This window comes from Shewanella sp. SM69, from assembly GCF_025653985.1.
Lineage (GTDB): Bacteria > Pseudomonadota > Gammaproteobacteria > Enterobacterales > Shewanellaceae > Shewanella > Shewanella oncorhynchi.
Window position 1 is genome coordinate 1 of record NZ_JAKKRV010000014.1, and the last position, 15,057, is coordinate 15,057.

Genomic DNA, 15,057 nt, shown 5'->3' on the forward strand with positions numbered 1-15,057 from the left:
AAATTTCGAAATTTCGACCTAACTCAGTCAAGGTCAGTGTCTTACATTCAATCAGTGCCTTAGAGGCCAGCATCAAGCTGTTTAATCGTTTTAGGTGAAGTTCTGGGCAGTATTGGTGTAAAGAATGTTGTAGGATATTGGCTTCGCGCATCTTGTTGTCCAAGTGTAGTTTTTAGCGAAACCATTTGATCATGCAACAAGATGCGCTTCCACCCTAATTTGATGATTTATTTGTAAATCATCAGGGGATTCTTCAGAGCACAGGGTCAAGCTCAAGTGTTGGTTAACTTCAGCATGACGCTCACCCTCTAACTCAGCTTATCAAGGGCTGTTCTGGTAGCTAAACGAAGCCGTTAGCACGGCTTTATAACATCGCCATAGAAGCGCCAATAAAAAACACTGCCAAAGATGACTTGTGGCAGTGCTTCTCGGTGAGTGCTTATTAAGCTGGCATGTAATCACTTACTCAATCGTTTGCTTGCTAATAACCAATAACTAATAAATAGTGAAGCTGAATTACTGAATCGCTTTGTTAAATCACTTGTATTACGCATTAGGCGATAAATCGAACACTAATGCGGTAACTGGGCCGCTTGTTGCAGTAAAGTCGACACTCGCGAGTTGTGTCAGATGTGCGCCGTCCCCAGCCGTGAGTGTTGTGCCATTGATATCCAACGTACCTTCAATCAATTGAACATACAGATGACGATTTGCTTGAGCGGCGTTTCTACTCATCGTTACTTTTTCACCTTCACTCAACACTAAACGATATAGGGTTGCATCTTGTTGCACTTTGAGCGTGCCATTTTCACCGTTTGGCGTCACCACGGCTGTCAGTGGTGAGCTTTGCTCGAATGCCTTTTGCTGATAACCCGCATCTATGCCTAAAGTATCTGGGCGGATCCAAATCTGTAAAAAGTGCAGCGGCTCAGTTTTAGAGGCATTAAACTCGCTGTGGTAAATGCCTTTACCTGCGGACATCAATTGAAACTCTCCTGCGGGTAAGGTTTTGATATTGCCGAAGCTATCCTTGTGAGCGATAGTGCCGGATATCACGTAACTGATGATCTCCATGTCTTTATGACCATGGGTATCAAAACCTGCGCCGGGTGCCACTCTGTCATCGTTGATGACTCTTAGGGATGATATCCCCATGTGCTCTGGGTCATAGTAGCTAGAGAAAGAGAAGGTATGTTGACTCTTTAGCCAGCCTAAGTCAGCTTGACCGCGATCCTGTGCTTTTCTTAATGTGATCATCTTGCTACCCCCTTTATTTGATGCGGTTAGCGAATAGGTTATCTACAGCGAATTTGCCAGCACCTGATACCGTCAATGAGACTGTGGCTGCTAATAGGGCGAGACCAAATTCGTAACCGTTATTGGCAAGGAACAGACCGTTGCCTATATGTACCGAGAAAATCGCCACAACCATAGTGAATGACAAGACGAGGGCCGTTGGGCGAGTCAGCAGACCGAGCAACAGGAACAGGCCGCCGAAGAATTCACTTGAACCTGCCATCAATGCCATTAAGTAACCTGGCGTCAAACCAATGGATGCCATCCATTGTCCAGTGCCTTCTAAGCCGTAACCACCAAACCAGCCAAACAGTTTTTGTGAACCATGGGCGATTAAGATGATCCCGATAGGAATGCGCAGTGCCAGTGGGGCAAAACTCGGGGCTGATTTCAGTGTTTTTGTGATCAGTGCTTTCATGGGATATTCCTCATTTCAAATTATTTAACGAATAGTTAAGGGTATTGTTCACTCAGTCTTAAGTCAGTTTGGCTACAGTTCCGAAGAACTTCTCCATTGCTAAGCAGTGTAGACTTGACCTTTGGCAAAGAAAATCGGAACATTTTCAATGTCCATTTCAAATAATTTGAATATGAGGTTTATATGTTGCCATCTATTAGTCTTGATGGATTAATCGTACTCGATGCCATTGATAAAAAAGGCAGTTTTTCCGCTGCTGCCGAGTCCTTGTTTCGGGTGCCATCGGCACTGACCTACACAGTGCAGAAACTGGAAAGCGATTTAGGCACAAAATTATTTGAACGTAAGGGCCAGCGCGCCGAGCTGACCTTAGTCGGTCAACTTGTGCTGCGCCAAGGCAGAGAAATCCTTGCGGCAACATCAAGGCTCGAAGAGGCGGTGCGTCAACTCGAGACAGGCTGGGAGTCTTCATTGACCTTAGCCATAGATACAGTGGTGCCGGATTTACCTCTGCTGCAGTTGATTGGTGAGTTTACTGAGCTGGGTAAGCAAGTGACTGTGAATATCAGCGAAGAGTCCTTAGGTGGCGGCTGGGATGCGCTCTATTCTGGCCGTGCCGATATCGCCATCGGCGTAACAGGGGAGTTGCCCAAAGGCCAATATCACGTGGTGGAAATTGGGGAGTTGGAGTTTGTATTTGCTTTAAATCCCGCGCACCCATTGGCGCAACATGCTGGCCCAATTCCGACCGAGGCATTGCTGCAATTTCCTTCTATTGTGGTAGCAGACAGTTCGACTGCCCTAGCACAGCGATCAAGTGGTTTATTTGATAGTCGCCAAGTGATCCGAGTGCCGAATATGCAGACCAAAATTAAAGCACAGCAATTGGGATTAGGTGTGGGTTACATTCCAAAGCACTTGATCTTAGATGCGTTGGCGGCGGGAAGCCTAGTGGCTTGTCATGTGGAAATGCCGCGCCCAACGCAAGCTGTGTTTATGGCATGGCGTAAATATGCTGAAGGCAAGGCGCAGGATTGGTTTACTGCGCGTTTACCGCAATGTGATTGGCAATTTTAAGCTCAGGTTTGTTTAGCGCTTTGTAAGTAGCCGCTTACTTTGCTCCTCACAGTATTAATGCTTACGCCATGAGGAGCATAGCGCCTAACCTATACGTTGGCTGTGGCTGGTGTAATGCACATGCTGTGACAATAAATCAGACAGATTCGGTGAGCGATTCAAGAATCGAATAAAGGCCTGTGGCAAAGTCAGTGACTCCATCGACTCCTGCCAGCGGGCTTGCAGCAATGGAGAATAACCTTCTTTACCTGCAGCGGTGTAAGATGTTGAAACTCCTACGTAAAGTGACTCAGGTTCAACGGGATACCATAGTGATTGGCTGTCTTGCTGCATCATCTCTAGTCTGAATAAACGCTCACCCAGTGGGCGTCGCCCATCGTAGTAATACCGTAGGCCGTAGGTGTAAGGGAAGCTGCCCGCGCCTGTGCCACGGACGCTGTTGTTGGTTGCCGCGTTAATCGCCGATTCGAGCGCTTGATAGAGGAACTGGCCTTGAATTTCATATTTAACTAATGGCAATTCGAAGGGCAGCAACTGCCCCATCACATCCGCTAGCGTCAACTGACCTTGGGCCACTGACTGGCGTACACCGCCGGCATTATGCAGAGCAAAGTTCACTCTTGGGTCGACCAGTTTGGCTTCTTGGAACATGCTGCGACTCACCCAAGGTGCTATTTCACTGCCGTGGGGCAGGGCTTTAGAGGGTAAGCGGGTATGGACTAAGTTCTTCGGCACCAGTGCTAACACTTTGTTTTCCATCTCTGCGATAGCGGGTTTGTAGATATCTCGGATCACGCCATCGATATCGGCATCGGCATCATCCCAAAAGATATTCGGATGCTGATTAAGCTGCTGGCGCACAGCTTGGTAATCTTGGTTATCGACTGCCGTGTTAGCACTTAAGATAAAGTGTTGATCTAGCATGAAGTAGTTGCCGCCTGTTAAGCTCAGCATTTTACCTTCAGCGTCAAATACTACCTCGGCCAAGCCGACGACTTCGGCATACTTACCCGCATGCACTATGGGCGTGTTATTGATGACTTCACCGTAGGGCAGGTTGCTCAAACCTAAGGCGCGAAAATCCCCCTGTAGCGTATGCGTGTGACCGCCGACGATAAGGCTAATACCATCGACTTCGGCCGCGAGGCGTTTATCCTGATCTAAGCCTAAGTGACTGAGCACGATAATATGCTTAATACCTTGATTTTTAAGGTGCTCAACCGTGCGCGCGGTAGTGGCGATAGCATCGACAAAATGGGTGTCGGGATCGGGACGAGCGATCTCTTTCATCTGATCTAAGGTAATACCGACAATGGCTAATGTCTTATCGTGGAAGGGCTTAAGCAGGTATTTCGCGCGTTTTTGCTCATGATCATAATCCAAGATATTAGGCAAACCCCGCAGACAACCGGGTTTGTTGAGATCTTCTTGGCTTAAATCCATATTGCCCGCAAGCAATGGGAAATCAATTTGCTTGGCAAACTCGGCAAGTCTGGCGTTACCTTCATCGATATCGTGGTTGCCAATGACCATAGCATCAGGTGCCAACAGATTGAGTAAGTGGGCGTTGGCCTTACCTTTAAAATGGCTGAAATACAGCGTGCCCTGGAAGCTGTCACCACCATGCAGGAAAATAAAAGGCGTATTAGTTTGTGCAGCGGTGTGACGCGCTTTTGTGATGTGATGGCCGATGCGGGCATAACCACCGCTATGGCTGGTCACATCTAGCTTATGTTGGCCTATGTTAAGGCTAAATTGGACGCGGCAGGGTTCAAAATTCGAATGGGTGTCATTAATGTGCGCGAGTGAGAGTGTGTAGCTCTGTGTCATAACTTACCTCTATTACGGCGGGTGAGTATATACCCAAGCAACCTGAAAATGCGAGTTTCAGAGGGTTCTGAGTCATCCGCATTCTAAAAGAATAAAGGGAGCTAGGCTCCCTTTACATTAACAAGCACTAAACTTGGTTAGCCTTCAGCCGGATTTGGCTTCGTCATCATCGGATGCGGCTTCAAAATCACCGTCATCGGATAGGCGAATGCCTTTTTGCTTCATGCGCTTAGTCCAAAGTTTACGTGCCAATTGCTGCATATCGGTCGCGGGGTCGTTTAGATCGACAATCTCTAATCCTAACATAGATTCGATGATATCTTCTTGAGTTACGATACCTTGGCTACTGCCGTACTCGTCGACCACCATCGCAATTTGGGTGTTACGCTTAATCATACGCTCAAAAAGTGGCAGAATTTTTGCGGTTTCAGGCACCACAAATAAACTCCGTTTAAGCTCACCAATCGGCGCTTCTGGCGTGTAACGCTCAGCCAGCAAAACATCGGTGCGGGTAATGTAACCAATCACATCATCATGATCTTGGTCGTACACAGGAATACGGGTAAAAGGTTTGTCGCGATATTGGCGCACAAACTCATTTTGAGTCAGATCCACTGGCAGCGAGAACATCACAGTGCGCGGCGTCATGATTGCCGTAACGGGCATATCTCGCACCTTCAGCATTTGCGTCAAAATTTTTGACTCTTGCTCATCAAGCTCACCGGATTCATGGCCAATTTTGGCCATAGCACTCATCTCTTGGCGTATGTAGTGGCCTTCATCACCTTTGCCCATTAGGCGAGTGACTTGCTGTGACATCCAGATCAGCGGTTTAGTGGTACGCTTCATCCACAGCACGGCAACAGAAACACTTGGTGCGAGGCGACGCCAATGGTTTGCACCCAATGATTTAGGAATGATTTCTGAGAAAAACAGGATAATAAAGGTTAATACGCCCGAGAAAACACCTAACATATCGTCACCAAATACTTTAGCCGCTTGCGCACCTGCAACGGCGGCACCGACGGTATGAGCGATAGTATTTAGGGTAAGGATTGACACCAAAGGGGCTTCGACATTCTCTTTCAATCTACGCAAGCGCGCGGCTGCGGCACTGTCAGTTTGTTCGAGTGATGCGATATAACTTGGGGTAACCGATAACAGAACAGCTTCGAACACACTGCACAGAAAAGAAACAGCAACAGCGACAAGCACTATAATGATGAGGGTTAACATATTGGTGGAATTACAACTCCGTATTTTAGGCCAATATTAGCCCTTGGAGATTCTATCATAGGTGAATTGAGTTACTGGCTAAAATTTATTTGCGTCTGTATAATTCGCCGCCCTGTTGCAGGATCCGGTTTTTGGTGTTGAGGTTAGCTATATGAGTGAAAAGAAGATCAATTTATTAGACCTTGATCGTAAGGCGATGCGCGCATTATTTGCGGAAATGGGTGAAAAACCCTTTCGTGCCGATCAGCTCATGAAATGGCTATATCATTTCGGTGTCAGTGACTTCGAAGAGATGACCAACATCAACAAAGTGTTACGTCAAAAGTTGGCGGCCCGCTGCGAGATCGTTGCACCAGAAATTTCGAGTTTCCAAAAATCGACCGATGGTACGATAAAATTTGCAATTAATGTTGGCCAAGGCCAAGAAGTGGAAACGGTTTATATTCCTGAGGATGATCGTGCGACCTTGTGTGTATCTTCACAGGTTGGCTGTGCGCTGGAATGTACTTTCTGCTCGACGGGTCAGCAAGGTTTTAACCGTAACTTAACGGTTTCTGAAATCGTCGGCCAAATCTGGCGCGTATCGCACTTTTTAGGGTTTGCAAAAGACACGGGCGAGCGTCCGATCACTAACGTCGTGATGATGGGCATGGGTGAGCCATTACTCAATTTAGCCAATGTGATCCCTGCGATGGACATCATGCTCGATGATTTTGGTTTTAGTTTATCAAAGCGCCGCGTGACTTTATCTACATCAGGCGTAGTGCCAGCGTTAGATAAACTGGGCGATGCCATCGATGTGGCACTTGCTGTCAGTATTCATGCACCCAATGATGAGTTGCGTGACATTCTGGTCCCGATCAATAAAAAGTATCCGCTGGATGAGTTTTTAGCGGGTATTCGTCGCTATATTGCTAAATCAAATGCTAACCGCGGCCGCGTGACGGTTGAATATGTGATGCTAGATCATATCAACGACAGCACAGACCAAGCTCATGAGTTAGCGAAGTTAATGAAAGATACGCCATGTAAGGTGAATCTGATCCCATTTAATCCGTATCCAGGCTCGCCTTATGGCCGCTCATCTAATTCACGTATCGACCGTTTTTCTAAGGTTCTTATGGAATACGGTTTTACTGTCATCGTACGTAAAACCCGTGGAGATGACATCGATGCCGCTTGTGGTCAGTTAGCTGGCGATATTCGCGACAGAACGAAACGTTTAGCGAAAAAACGCATGCAAGAAAACCAGATTTCAGTCACAATGAATTAACTCTTTGTTTGCACAGATTTATAGGCTTGCCCATGAAGCATGGATTGCCAAGGTTTTCGTTGATTTTAAGCCTGTCATTATTGATGACAGGATGCGTCACTGAGCGTACTTATACTGGGACAGATATTCCTGTTTCGGAACGAAAGTTAGACAAAGTCGCCGCCGCAAGAGAGCGGATGCAGCTCGGTTTAACCTATTTAAATCGAGGTAGCACGGAACAAGCCAAATACAATCTTGATAAAGCATTAGAATATGCTCCAGAGCTCGAAGATGTGCATACCGCTCTGGCTTATTACTATCAAACCGTGGGCGATTTAGTGCGTACCGAAGAGTCGTACATGAATGCCATTAGTACTAAGGACGCCTCTGGCGATTCCATGAATAATTTCGGGGTGTTTTTGTGCCAACAAAAGCAATACAACAAAGCTGAAAAAATGTTTTTGGCCGCAATTGAAATGCCCAAATATACGCGCACTGCCTCAAGCTATGAGAACTTAGGTCTTTGTAGTCGCGAAGCAGGACAAGCAGAAAAGGCACGACAGTATTTTCAGATGGCGTTAAAGTATGACCCGAGACGCTCGGTGTCATTACTGGAGTTGGCAGAGTTAGAAGTCGATCAAGGTGATTTTATTCAGGCGCGAAACCAATTAGCGCGCTATCACCAAGTGGCTGAGCAAACTCCAGAAAGTTTAGCGCTCGGGATCAAAATAGAGCAGGCAGTGAATGATGATGCCGCTGTGAAGAGATTTGGTATTTTATTGCTTGCCAAATTCCCAGCATCACCTCAGGCCAAGCAATACAGAGTTAATTTGCATCAATGAAAGATCATGAAACCAATGCGCCAGTTGAGTCGGTAGCACCGCAATCAGTCGCGCTAGATGTCACGCTTGGTACTTTATTAAAAGCCGCCCGCGAAAAAATGGGCCTTAGTATTCAAGATGCCGCTGTAAAGCTGCATCTACGTCCTCGTATTATTGAAGATATTGAAGCTGACAATTTTACAAATATTGCCTCATCGACTTATGTACGTGGCTATGTGAAAAACTACGCGCGTATGGTCAGTGCCGATGCGGCTTTGATTGAAGCTTGTCTTGTGCAGCAAGTGCCAGTCGTGACTGAGCCTGCAATGCAAAGTTTTTCACGCAAAACCACATATCAAGCTCGCGATACACGTTTAACTTGGCTGAGTATTTTTATCGTCATAGTGTTACTCTGTTCGTTAGTCGTCTGGTGGATGCAAAAAACCACCTTGCTGAGCACTATTGATGTGTCGCAACCCACGGCTGAAGAGGTCGCAGCAGCGAATCAGACGCTGCCAGGTGATGTGTTATTGACCGAAACGGATGCCAGTCCTCGTTTGACTGAGATTGCCGCAAACGGCTCAATGTCTATCGATGGTCCAATTAAAGATACTGATGCAAGCACTATTGATGTCAGCACAGGACCAACGGACAATAATTATCCTCAGACCGTTGATACGAGTAATGAAGATGGCGGTTCAGCAATCGCAGCCACTACGACAACGCCATCTGTTCCGCAAACGACAGCTCCTGTAGTCCAACAGCCTGTTAGTGCAACGCCTTCACCGACCACAACATCAACGACCACTGCCACTGCAGCAAGTACTTTGGTTGCTGTTGCAGGACAATCGATTATAGATGTCCAGTTGACGGGTGATTGCTGGATAAACATTGTTGATGCTAAAGGTAAAGCGTTAGTCGATGGTGTTAAAGGCGCTGGCGCAACAGTGCAAGTGAGCGGTGTACCGCCGTTTAAAGTCATTTTAGGTGCGCCCCATGTAGCGACTTTAAGCTTAGATGGACAAATTGTTAGCCTAGCGGATTTCCCCAAGGGACGAGTCGCGCGTTTAACCTTGCCTAAAGCCTAACGACCGCGTAATGATCTGCAGCACGTACCGAAATAGAGCGTATTAAGCATGTATAATGAAACTCCCATAAAAAGACGTCCTTCCACCCGCATTTATGTGGGTAATGTACCGATTGGTGATGGGGCGCCGATTGCTGTTCAGTCAATGACCAATACTAAGACCACAGATGTTGAAGCGACAATTGCTCAAATTCGTGCCTTAGAGAAAGTCGGTGCCGATATAGTGCGTATCTCTGTACCCACTATGGATGCGGCTGAAGCCTTTAAGCTCATTAAGCAAGCGGTCAATGTTCCTTTAGTGGCCGACATTCATTTTGATTATCGCATTGCTCTAAAAGTTGCCGAGTACGGTGTCGATTGCCTTCGAATCAATCCGGGCAATATAGGCAATGAAGAGCGTATTCGTAGCGTGGTGGAATGTGCCCGTGACCATAATATTCCCATCCGTATTGGTGTGAATGGGGGGTCATTAGAAAAAGATCTAATGGACAAGTACAAAGAACCCACACCTGAAGCCTTGCTTGAATCAGCTATGCGCCATGTGGATATTCTGGACAGATTGAACTTTGACCAGTTTAAGGTCAGCGTTAAAGCCTCCGATGTATTTTTAGCGGTCGAATCCTACCGTTTATTAGCAAAACAAATTCGCCAACCCCTGCATTTAGGCATTACCGAAGCTGGTGGCGCGCGCGCGGGTTCAGTGAAATCGGCCGTAGGCTTAGGTATGTTATTGGCCGAAGGCATAGGTGATACCCTACGTATTTCCTTGGCCGCTGATCCGGTCGAAGAAATCAAAGTCGGTTTTGACATTTTAAAGTCGCTGCGTATTCGTAGCCGTGGCATTAATTTCATTGCCTGTCCATCTTGTTCTCGTCAAGAGTTCGATGTGATCAGTACAGTCAATGAGTTAGAGCGTCGCCTCGAAGACGTGACTACCGCCATGGATGTGTCTATTATCGGCTGCGTAGTTAACGGCCCAGGTGAAGCCTTAGTGTCGCACATCGGTTTAACGGGTGGGCACAATAAGAGCGGTTACTATGATGAGGGTGAACGTCAAAAAGAACGTTTTGACAACGACAACATTGTCGATTCCCTCGAAGCGAAAATTCGCGCAAAAGCCAGTCAAATGGCGAACCGTATTCAAATCAAAGACACAACTGAGTAATATGTACCCGCATTTGGGCATAGATTACGCCTAATGATGTTGAGCTAGGCCCCGAAACCGACGGGGTCGTTTTACGTTTTACGCTCAAAAGCCTATAATGCGTGACATTTTTATTAATTTAGCGAAATCGGACGAGTCGATACAGTGGCAAAACAGATCCAAGCGATTCGCGGAATGAATGACATTCTGCCAACTCAAAGTCCTCTATGGCAAAAAGTGGAAGCGGTACTACGTTCGAGCGTCAGTGCTTACGGTTACAGCGAAATCCGCACTCCAATAGTGGAAAATACCGATCTTTTTAAACGCTCTATCGGTGAAGTGACTGATATTGTTGAAAAAGAAATGTATACCTTCGCAGATAATAACGGTGACAGCTTAACGCTGCGCCCAGAAGGTACTGCGTCGACAGTGCGTGCAGGTAACGAAAATGGTCTGCTATATAACCAAGAGCAACGTCTTTGGTATATGGGTCCTATGTTCCGCCACGAACGTCCACAAAAAGGCCGTTATCGTCAGTTTAACCAATTTGGCGTTGAAGTGTATGGCATTGGCTCGGCTGATATAGATGCTGAAGTCCTAATGCTATCGGCACGCCTGTGGGAAAAACTCGGTATTAGCGAGCATGTCTCGTTAGAGCTAAATACCTTAGGTGATCCTGCTGAGCGCGCTGTTTATCGTGATGCCTTGATTGCGTTTTTAGAGCTGCATAAAGATGCGCTCGATGAAGACAGTAAGCGTCGCATGTACAGCAATCCGCTGCGAGTATTGGATTCAAAAGATCAAAATGTCCAAGCCATATTGGTTGATGCACCTGAGTTAATGGATTTTCTCGGTGAAGAATCGAAGACACATTTTTCACAATTGCGTGAACTACTTGACGCAGTGGGTATCAAATACACCATTAATCCGCGTCTAGTACGTGGTTTAGATTACTATAATCGCACTGTATTTGAATGGGTTACATCTAGTTTAGGCTCACAAGGTACTGTACTTGCGGGTGGTCGCTACGATGGTTTAGTCGCCCAGTTAGGTGGTAAAGATACTCCAGCGGTCGGTTTTGCTATGGGCTTAGAGCGCATTGTCTTGCTGCTTGAAACCTTAGAGCTGACCAAAGATATTCCGCCAGAAGTGGATGTGTATGTCACGGCCATGGGTGATAGCTGTCTGGTTGAAGCCATCAAGGTCGCGCAGGAATTACGTAACGCACTGCCAAACCTTAAAGTGATGAGTCACTGTGGCGGCGGTAACGTGAAGAAACAAATGAAGCGTGCCGACAAAAGCGGTGCGAGTGTGGCACTACTGATAGGTGAAGATGAACTTGCCGAAGGTATGGTTACGGTTAAACATTTACGCAATGACATCGAACAACAACGGGTAGCTCGAAGTGCCTTAGGCGCATTTTTGGCTGAACTGATCAAATAAAGGGGACGTGCGCGTGGAAATTTATAGCACAGAAGAACAACAAGTTGATGCTATCAAGCAGTTCTGGAAAGATTACGGAAATTCAATTTTAATCGGTGCCGTAGTGGGTTTAGGCGGCCTATATGCGTGGAATTATTATTCTGACGTTAAAGTGGCGCAAGCGGAAGAAGCTTCAAAAGCGTTCCAAAATTTGACCACTAAATCTGCCGATGAAGCCGCAATGCTTGCGGGTGTCGCCGAGTTTTCTAAAAATCACGATCAAAAGGGCTATCAAGCCTTGTTAGAACTGATCGTGGCCAAAACTGCGGTAGAAGCGAAGGATTATCCAAAAGCGATTGATGCCTTGAACAAGGTGATTGCGGCTAAACCCGGTGCTGGTTTAGGTGTGATTGCGACTTTGCGTTTAGCACGAGTACAAGCTGAGCAAGGTCAAATTGATGCAGCTATAGCGACCTTAGATCAAGTAACAGATAAAGCTTTCTTTGCTCAGCGCGATGAGTTGAAAGGTGATTTCTTAGTACGTCAAGGTGATGTTGAGAAGGCAAAAACAGCTTATCAAGCTGCCATGGACAATGGTGGTGTGGTGACAAGCCCTGCGCTTAAAATCAAACTTGATAGCCTAAATCAGGCATAAGGGATCCCTTGATGAAGTCTTGGTGCAAAAACCTGCTAGCCGCTGGATTAAGTCTGGCCATGTTATCCGCCTGTTCGTCGAGCGATGTCGAAGAAGAACCGGTAAGTGAGTTAACTGCCATTCAGGCGACAGTGTTTCCTGAAGTGAGTTGGAGCGCCTCTGTCGGTAATGGTGTTGGTGATTATTATTCTCGCCTCGCCCCCGCCGTTAGTTACGGAAAAATTTTTGCCGCCGACCGTTATGGTGAAGTGGTTGCCTTCGATGAGGCCACTGGCGAGCGCGTTTGGACTAAAGATTTCAGCGAAGAGTTTCGTGATAACGCTTTAGCAAAAAATAAAGGTGCGCGTATTGCTGCTGGTGTGACTGCTGCGCGTAATAAAGTCTTTTTAGGTGGCGAAAGTGGGCTGCTTGCTGCATTGAACGCTGAAGATGGTCAAGTGTTATGGCATGTCGTTGCGGGCGGTGAATTACTGTCTGCTCCCACTGTGGCCGATGACGTCGTGGTGGTCAGTACCAGCTCTGGTTCACTCGAAGCGTTTAACGTTGATACTGGCGCCAAGCTGTGGGTGTATGAAATGCAATTGCCGAATCTGACCCTGCGCGGTACAGGTTCTGCAGCTTACGAAGCGGGTGGTTTCTTCATAGGTACCGCCGATGGCAAAGTGGCTGTTGTGATTAAAAACAATGGTCAAGCTGCGTGGGAACAGGCTATTTACAATCCAACGGGCGGTAACGAGTTTACGCGTATGGCCGACGTGGATATGACGCCCTTGATCCTTGGCGACAACTTATATGCAGTGAGCTACAACGGTAACTTAGTGTCGATGGAACTGCGCACGGGTCGAGTTGTGTGGACGCGTAAGTATTCTAGCTTTAACGAGTTAGCATCAGCGGGCCTAAGCTTGTACTTAGTTGACGATCACAGCCGTATCTACTCAGTTGATAAACGTAACGGTTTGGAACTATGGAGTAATTCTGAGTTAGCTAACCGCACTCTGACATCTCCGTCGGTATATAAAGACTATTTAGTTGTGGGTGATTTCGAAGGTTATTTACACTTCATCGATCGCAGTACAGGGACGATTGTGGGTCGTGTCCAAGTGGACAGCTCAGGATTATACAGCCAGCCGTTAGTGGTGGATGATAAAATCTATGTTCAAGGTCGCAGCGGAAAGTTGGCTGTTGTAACACTTCCATAGTTAAAAGTGTTATCCTTGCTGAGCCCCTGGAAGTGTGTTCCGGGGGCTTTTTATTGAAAAGTTTTTTAGAGGCAAAATCATGATCCCTGTAGTGGCCCTTGTTGGTCGGCCGAACGTCGGTAAATCCACCCTATTTAATCGTCTTACGCGCACGCGTGATGCGCTGGTTGCTGACTTTCCTGGCCTAACACGTGACCGTAAATATGGTCGAGCATTCTTATCCGGCTATGAGTTCATTGTGGTCGATACCGGCGGTATCGATGGCACTGAAGAAGGGATCGAGACGAAAATGGCTGAGCAATCCCTTGCTGCCATTGAAGAAGCCGATGTCGTTCTATTTATGACCGATGCGCGCGCGGGTTTAACCGCTGCGGATCTGTCGATTGCACAGCACTTACGTAGCCGTCAAAAAACCACCTTTGTGGTTGCTAACAAAGTTGACGGTATTGATGCCGATTCAGCTTGTGCCGAGTTTTGGTCTTTAGGTCTAGGTGAAGTTTACCAAATGGCGGCGTCCCAAGGACGTGGCGTGACCAATATGATCGAATACGCGCTGACCCCTTATGCCGAAGCGATGGGCATTGTGCGTCAAGGTGAAGACGAAGTTACTGAAGAGCGTGAATATACCGAAGAAGAAGCGGAAGCTGAGCAAAAGCGTCTGCAAGATTTGCCTATCAAGCTGGCGATCATAGGTAAACCTAACGTAGGTAAGTCAACCCTGACTAACCGTATTCTAGGTGAAGAGCGCGTTGTGGTATTTGATGAGCCCGGCACGACACGTGACAGTATTTACATTCCAATGGAACGTGAAGGTCGCGAGTACGTGATTATCGATACCGCGGGTGTTCGTCGCCGCAGTAAAGTACATCAAGTCATTGAGAAATTCTCAGTGATCAAAACCTTGAAAGCAGTTGAAGATGCTAACGTGGTGTTACTTATCATCGATGCCCGTGAAGGTATCGCCGAGCAAGATTTGGGTCTGTTAGGTTTCGCGCTCAATGCGGGTCGCGCTTTGGTTATTGCCGTCAACAAGTGGGATGGTATCGACCAAGGGATTAAAGATCGTGTGAAAAGCGAGCTTGACCGTCGTCTTGGTTTTATCGACTTTGCCCGTATTCACTTTATTTCGGCGCTGCACGGTACTGGTGTTGGCCATTTATTTGAATCGATTGAAGAAGCTTACGACAGTGCCACACGCCGCGTCAGCACTTCTATGTTGACTCGTATTATGCAAATGTCGCAGGACGATCACCAGCCGCCATTAGTGAATGGTCGCCGTGTGAAGCTTAAATACGCTCACGCCGGTGGTTACAATCCGCCAATCGTGGTCATTCACGGTAACCAAGTGAGTAGACTGCCTGACTCGTACAAGCGTTACATGATGAACTACTTCCGTCGTTCGTTGAAAGTGGTGGGTACGCCAATCCAGCTACGTTTCCAAGAGGGTGATAACCCATTTGAAAACAAGACTGAGAAGTTAACTATGAGCCAAGAGCGCCGTCGCAAACGCGCACAAAGCCATATCAAAGACAGAAAAACCAAATAGTGTTTTTTACCAGACACATTTGAAACAAAAGGAACCTTAGGGTTCCTTTTGTGTTTTAAGACTATTTCAGCGTC

13 protein-coding genes and 1 pseudogene are annotated in these 15,057 nt (G+C 46.9%); 9 read left to right on the forward strand and 5 right to left on the reverse strand.

Annotated elements, in window-relative coordinates; genetic code table 11:
• The 3 genes and pseudogenes from L5M37_RS17210 to L5M37_RS17220 all read right to left on the reverse strand — a co-directional run.
• Nucleotides 1–151 (reverse strand): annotated as a pseudogene (locus L5M37_RS17210) (IS4 family transposase); the annotation flags it as partial.
• A gap of 395 nt (nucleotides 152–546) precedes the next feature.
• The gene (locus L5M37_RS17215; protein WP_263201364.1) at nucleotides 547–1,257 is read right to left on the reverse strand and encodes a pirin family protein; all 711 of its coding nucleotides are present in this window, start codon (nucleotides 1,255–1,257) and stop codon (nucleotides 547–549) included.
• A gap of 13 nt (nucleotides 1,258–1,270) precedes the next feature.
• The gene (locus tag L5M37_RS17220; RefSeq protein WP_028761260.1) at nucleotides 1,271–1,714 is read right to left on the reverse strand and encodes a DoxX family protein; all 444 of its coding nucleotides are present in this window, start codon (nucleotides 1,712–1,714) and stop codon (nucleotides 1,271–1,273) included.
• Between the two features lie 183 nt (nucleotides 1,715–1,897).
• On the opposite strand from L5M37_RS17220, the gene L5M37_RS17225 reads away from it, so the two are divergent.
• Nucleotides 1,898–2,791, forward strand: coding sequence for a LysR substrate-binding domain-containing protein (locus L5M37_RS17225; RefSeq protein ID WP_168824535.1), 894 nt, complete (start codon nucleotides 1,898–1,900; stop codon nucleotides 2,789–2,791).
• 84 nt (nucleotides 2,792–2,875) lie between these two features.
• On the opposite strand, the gene L5M37_RS17230 is transcribed toward L5M37_RS17225, so the two are convergent.
• Both L5M37_RS17230 and L5M37_RS17235 read right to left on the reverse strand, forming a co-directional pair.
• A complete protein-coding gene (locus tag L5M37_RS17230) occupies nucleotides 2,876–4,621 on the reverse strand; it encodes a bifunctional metallophosphatase/5'-nucleotidase (RefSeq protein WP_219250961.1) in 1,746 nt (581 codons plus the stop codon).
• 144 nt (nucleotides 4,622–4,765) lie between these two features.
• Complete coding sequence (locus tag L5M37_RS17235) at nucleotides 4,766–5,857, reverse strand: CNNM domain-containing protein (RefSeq protein ID WP_173243691.1); 1,092 nt, start codon at nucleotides 5,855–5,857, stop codon at nucleotides 4,766–4,768.
• Nucleotides 5,858–6,008: 151 nt separating this feature from the next.
• On the opposite strand from L5M37_RS17235, the gene L5M37_RS17240 reads away from it, so the two are divergent.
• From L5M37_RS17240 to der, 8 genes are all read left to right on the forward strand, one after another.
• Complete coding sequence (locus L5M37_RS17240) at nucleotides 6,009–7,130, forward strand: bifunctional tRNA (adenosine(37)-C2)-methyltransferase TrmG/ribosomal RNA large subunit methyltransferase RlmN (RefSeq protein WP_028761256.1); 1,122 nt, start codon at nucleotides 6,009–6,011, stop codon at nucleotides 7,128–7,130.
• A gap of 32 nt (nucleotides 7,131–7,162) precedes the next feature.
• A complete protein-coding gene (gene pilW / locus L5M37_RS17245) occupies nucleotides 7,163–7,951 on the forward strand; it encodes a type IV pilus biogenesis/stability protein PilW (RefSeq protein ID WP_028761255.1) in 789 nt (262 codons plus the stop codon).
• Nucleotides 7,948–9,018 (forward strand): RodZ domain-containing protein, encoded by a 1,071-nt coding sequence (locus tag L5M37_RS17250; protein WP_263177094.1) that lies wholly within the window; start codon nucleotides 7,948–7,950, stop codon nucleotides 9,016–9,018. The genes pilW and L5M37_RS17250 overlap by 4 nt, the downstream gene beginning before the upstream one ends.
• Before the next feature lie 48 nt (nucleotides 9,019–9,066).
• Entirely contained in the window at nucleotides 9,067–10,182 is a 1,116-nt protein-coding gene (ispG, locus tag L5M37_RS17255) for a flavodoxin-dependent (E)-4-hydroxy-3-methylbut-2-enyl-diphosphate synthase (protein WP_105251894.1), read from the forward strand.
• A 144-nt stretch (nucleotides 10,183–10,326) separates the two neighbouring features.
• Entirely contained in the window at nucleotides 10,327–11,604 is a 1,278-nt protein-coding gene (gene hisS / locus L5M37_RS17260) for a histidine--tRNA ligase (protein ID WP_028761252.1), read from the forward strand.
• 13 nt (nucleotides 11,605–11,617) lie between these two features.
• Complete coding sequence (locus tag L5M37_RS17265; RefSeq protein ID WP_263177093.1) at nucleotides 11,618–12,238, forward strand: tetratricopeptide repeat protein; 621 nt, start codon at nucleotides 11,618–11,620, stop codon at nucleotides 12,236–12,238.
• A gap of 11 nt (nucleotides 12,239–12,249) precedes the next feature.
• Nucleotides 12,250–13,437 (forward strand): outer membrane protein assembly factor BamB, encoded by a 1,188-nt coding sequence (gene bamB / locus L5M37_RS17270; RefSeq protein WP_263177092.1) that lies wholly within the window; start codon nucleotides 12,250–12,252, stop codon nucleotides 13,435–13,437.
• A gap of 79 nt (nucleotides 13,438–13,516) precedes the next feature.
• Nucleotides 13,517–14,983 carry a ribosome biogenesis GTPase Der gene (der, locus tag L5M37_RS17275; RefSeq protein ID WP_105251897.1) on the forward strand — a complete coding sequence of 489 codons (1,467 nt, stop codon included), beginning with the start codon at nucleotides 13,517–13,519 and terminating at the stop codon, nucleotides 14,981–14,983.
• Nucleotides 14,984–15,057 lie beyond the last annotated feature (74 nt).

Excerpts from the sequence above, each read along its gene's own strand:
- L5M37_RS17215 (WP_263201364.1), bottom strand. The coding sequence starts at position 1,257 with ATGATCACATTAAGAAAAGCACAGGATCGCGGTCAAGCTGACTTAGGC.
- L5M37_RS17220 (WP_028761260.1), bottom strand. The coding sequence starts at position 1,714 with ATGAAAGCACTGATCACAAAAACACTGAAATCAGCCCCGAGTTTTGCC.
- L5M37_RS17225 (WP_168824535.1), top strand. The coding sequence starts at position 1,898 with ATGTTGCCATCTATTAGTCTTGATGGATTAATCGTACTCGATGCCATT.
- L5M37_RS17230 (WP_219250961.1), bottom strand. The coding sequence starts at position 4,621 with ATGACACAGAGCTACACACTCTCACTCGCGCACATTAATGACACCCAT.
- L5M37_RS17235 (WP_173243691.1), bottom strand. The coding sequence starts at position 5,857 with ATGTTAACCCTCATCATTATAGTGCTTGTCGCTGTTGCTGTTTCTTTT.
- L5M37_RS17240 (WP_028761256.1), top strand. The coding sequence starts at position 6,009 with ATGAGTGAAAAGAAGATCAATTTATTAGACCTTGATCGTAAGGCGATG.
- pilW (WP_028761255.1), top strand. The coding sequence starts at position 7,163 with ATGAAGCATGGATTGCCAAGGTTTTCGTTGATTTTAAGCCTGTCATTA.
- L5M37_RS17250 (WP_263177094.1), top strand. The coding sequence starts at position 7,948 with ATGAAAGATCATGAAACCAATGCGCCAGTTGAGTCGGTAGCACCGCAA.
- ispG (WP_105251894.1), top strand. The coding sequence starts at position 9,067 with ATGTATAATGAAACTCCCATAAAAAGACGTCCTTCCACCCGCATTTAT.
- bamB (WP_263177092.1), top strand. The coding sequence starts at position 12,250 with ATGAAGTCTTGGTGCAAAAACCTGCTAGCCGCTGGATTAAGTCTGGCC.
- der (WP_105251897.1), top strand. The coding sequence starts at position 13,517 with ATGATCCCTGTAGTGGCCCTTGTTGGTCGGCCGAACGTCGGTAAATCC.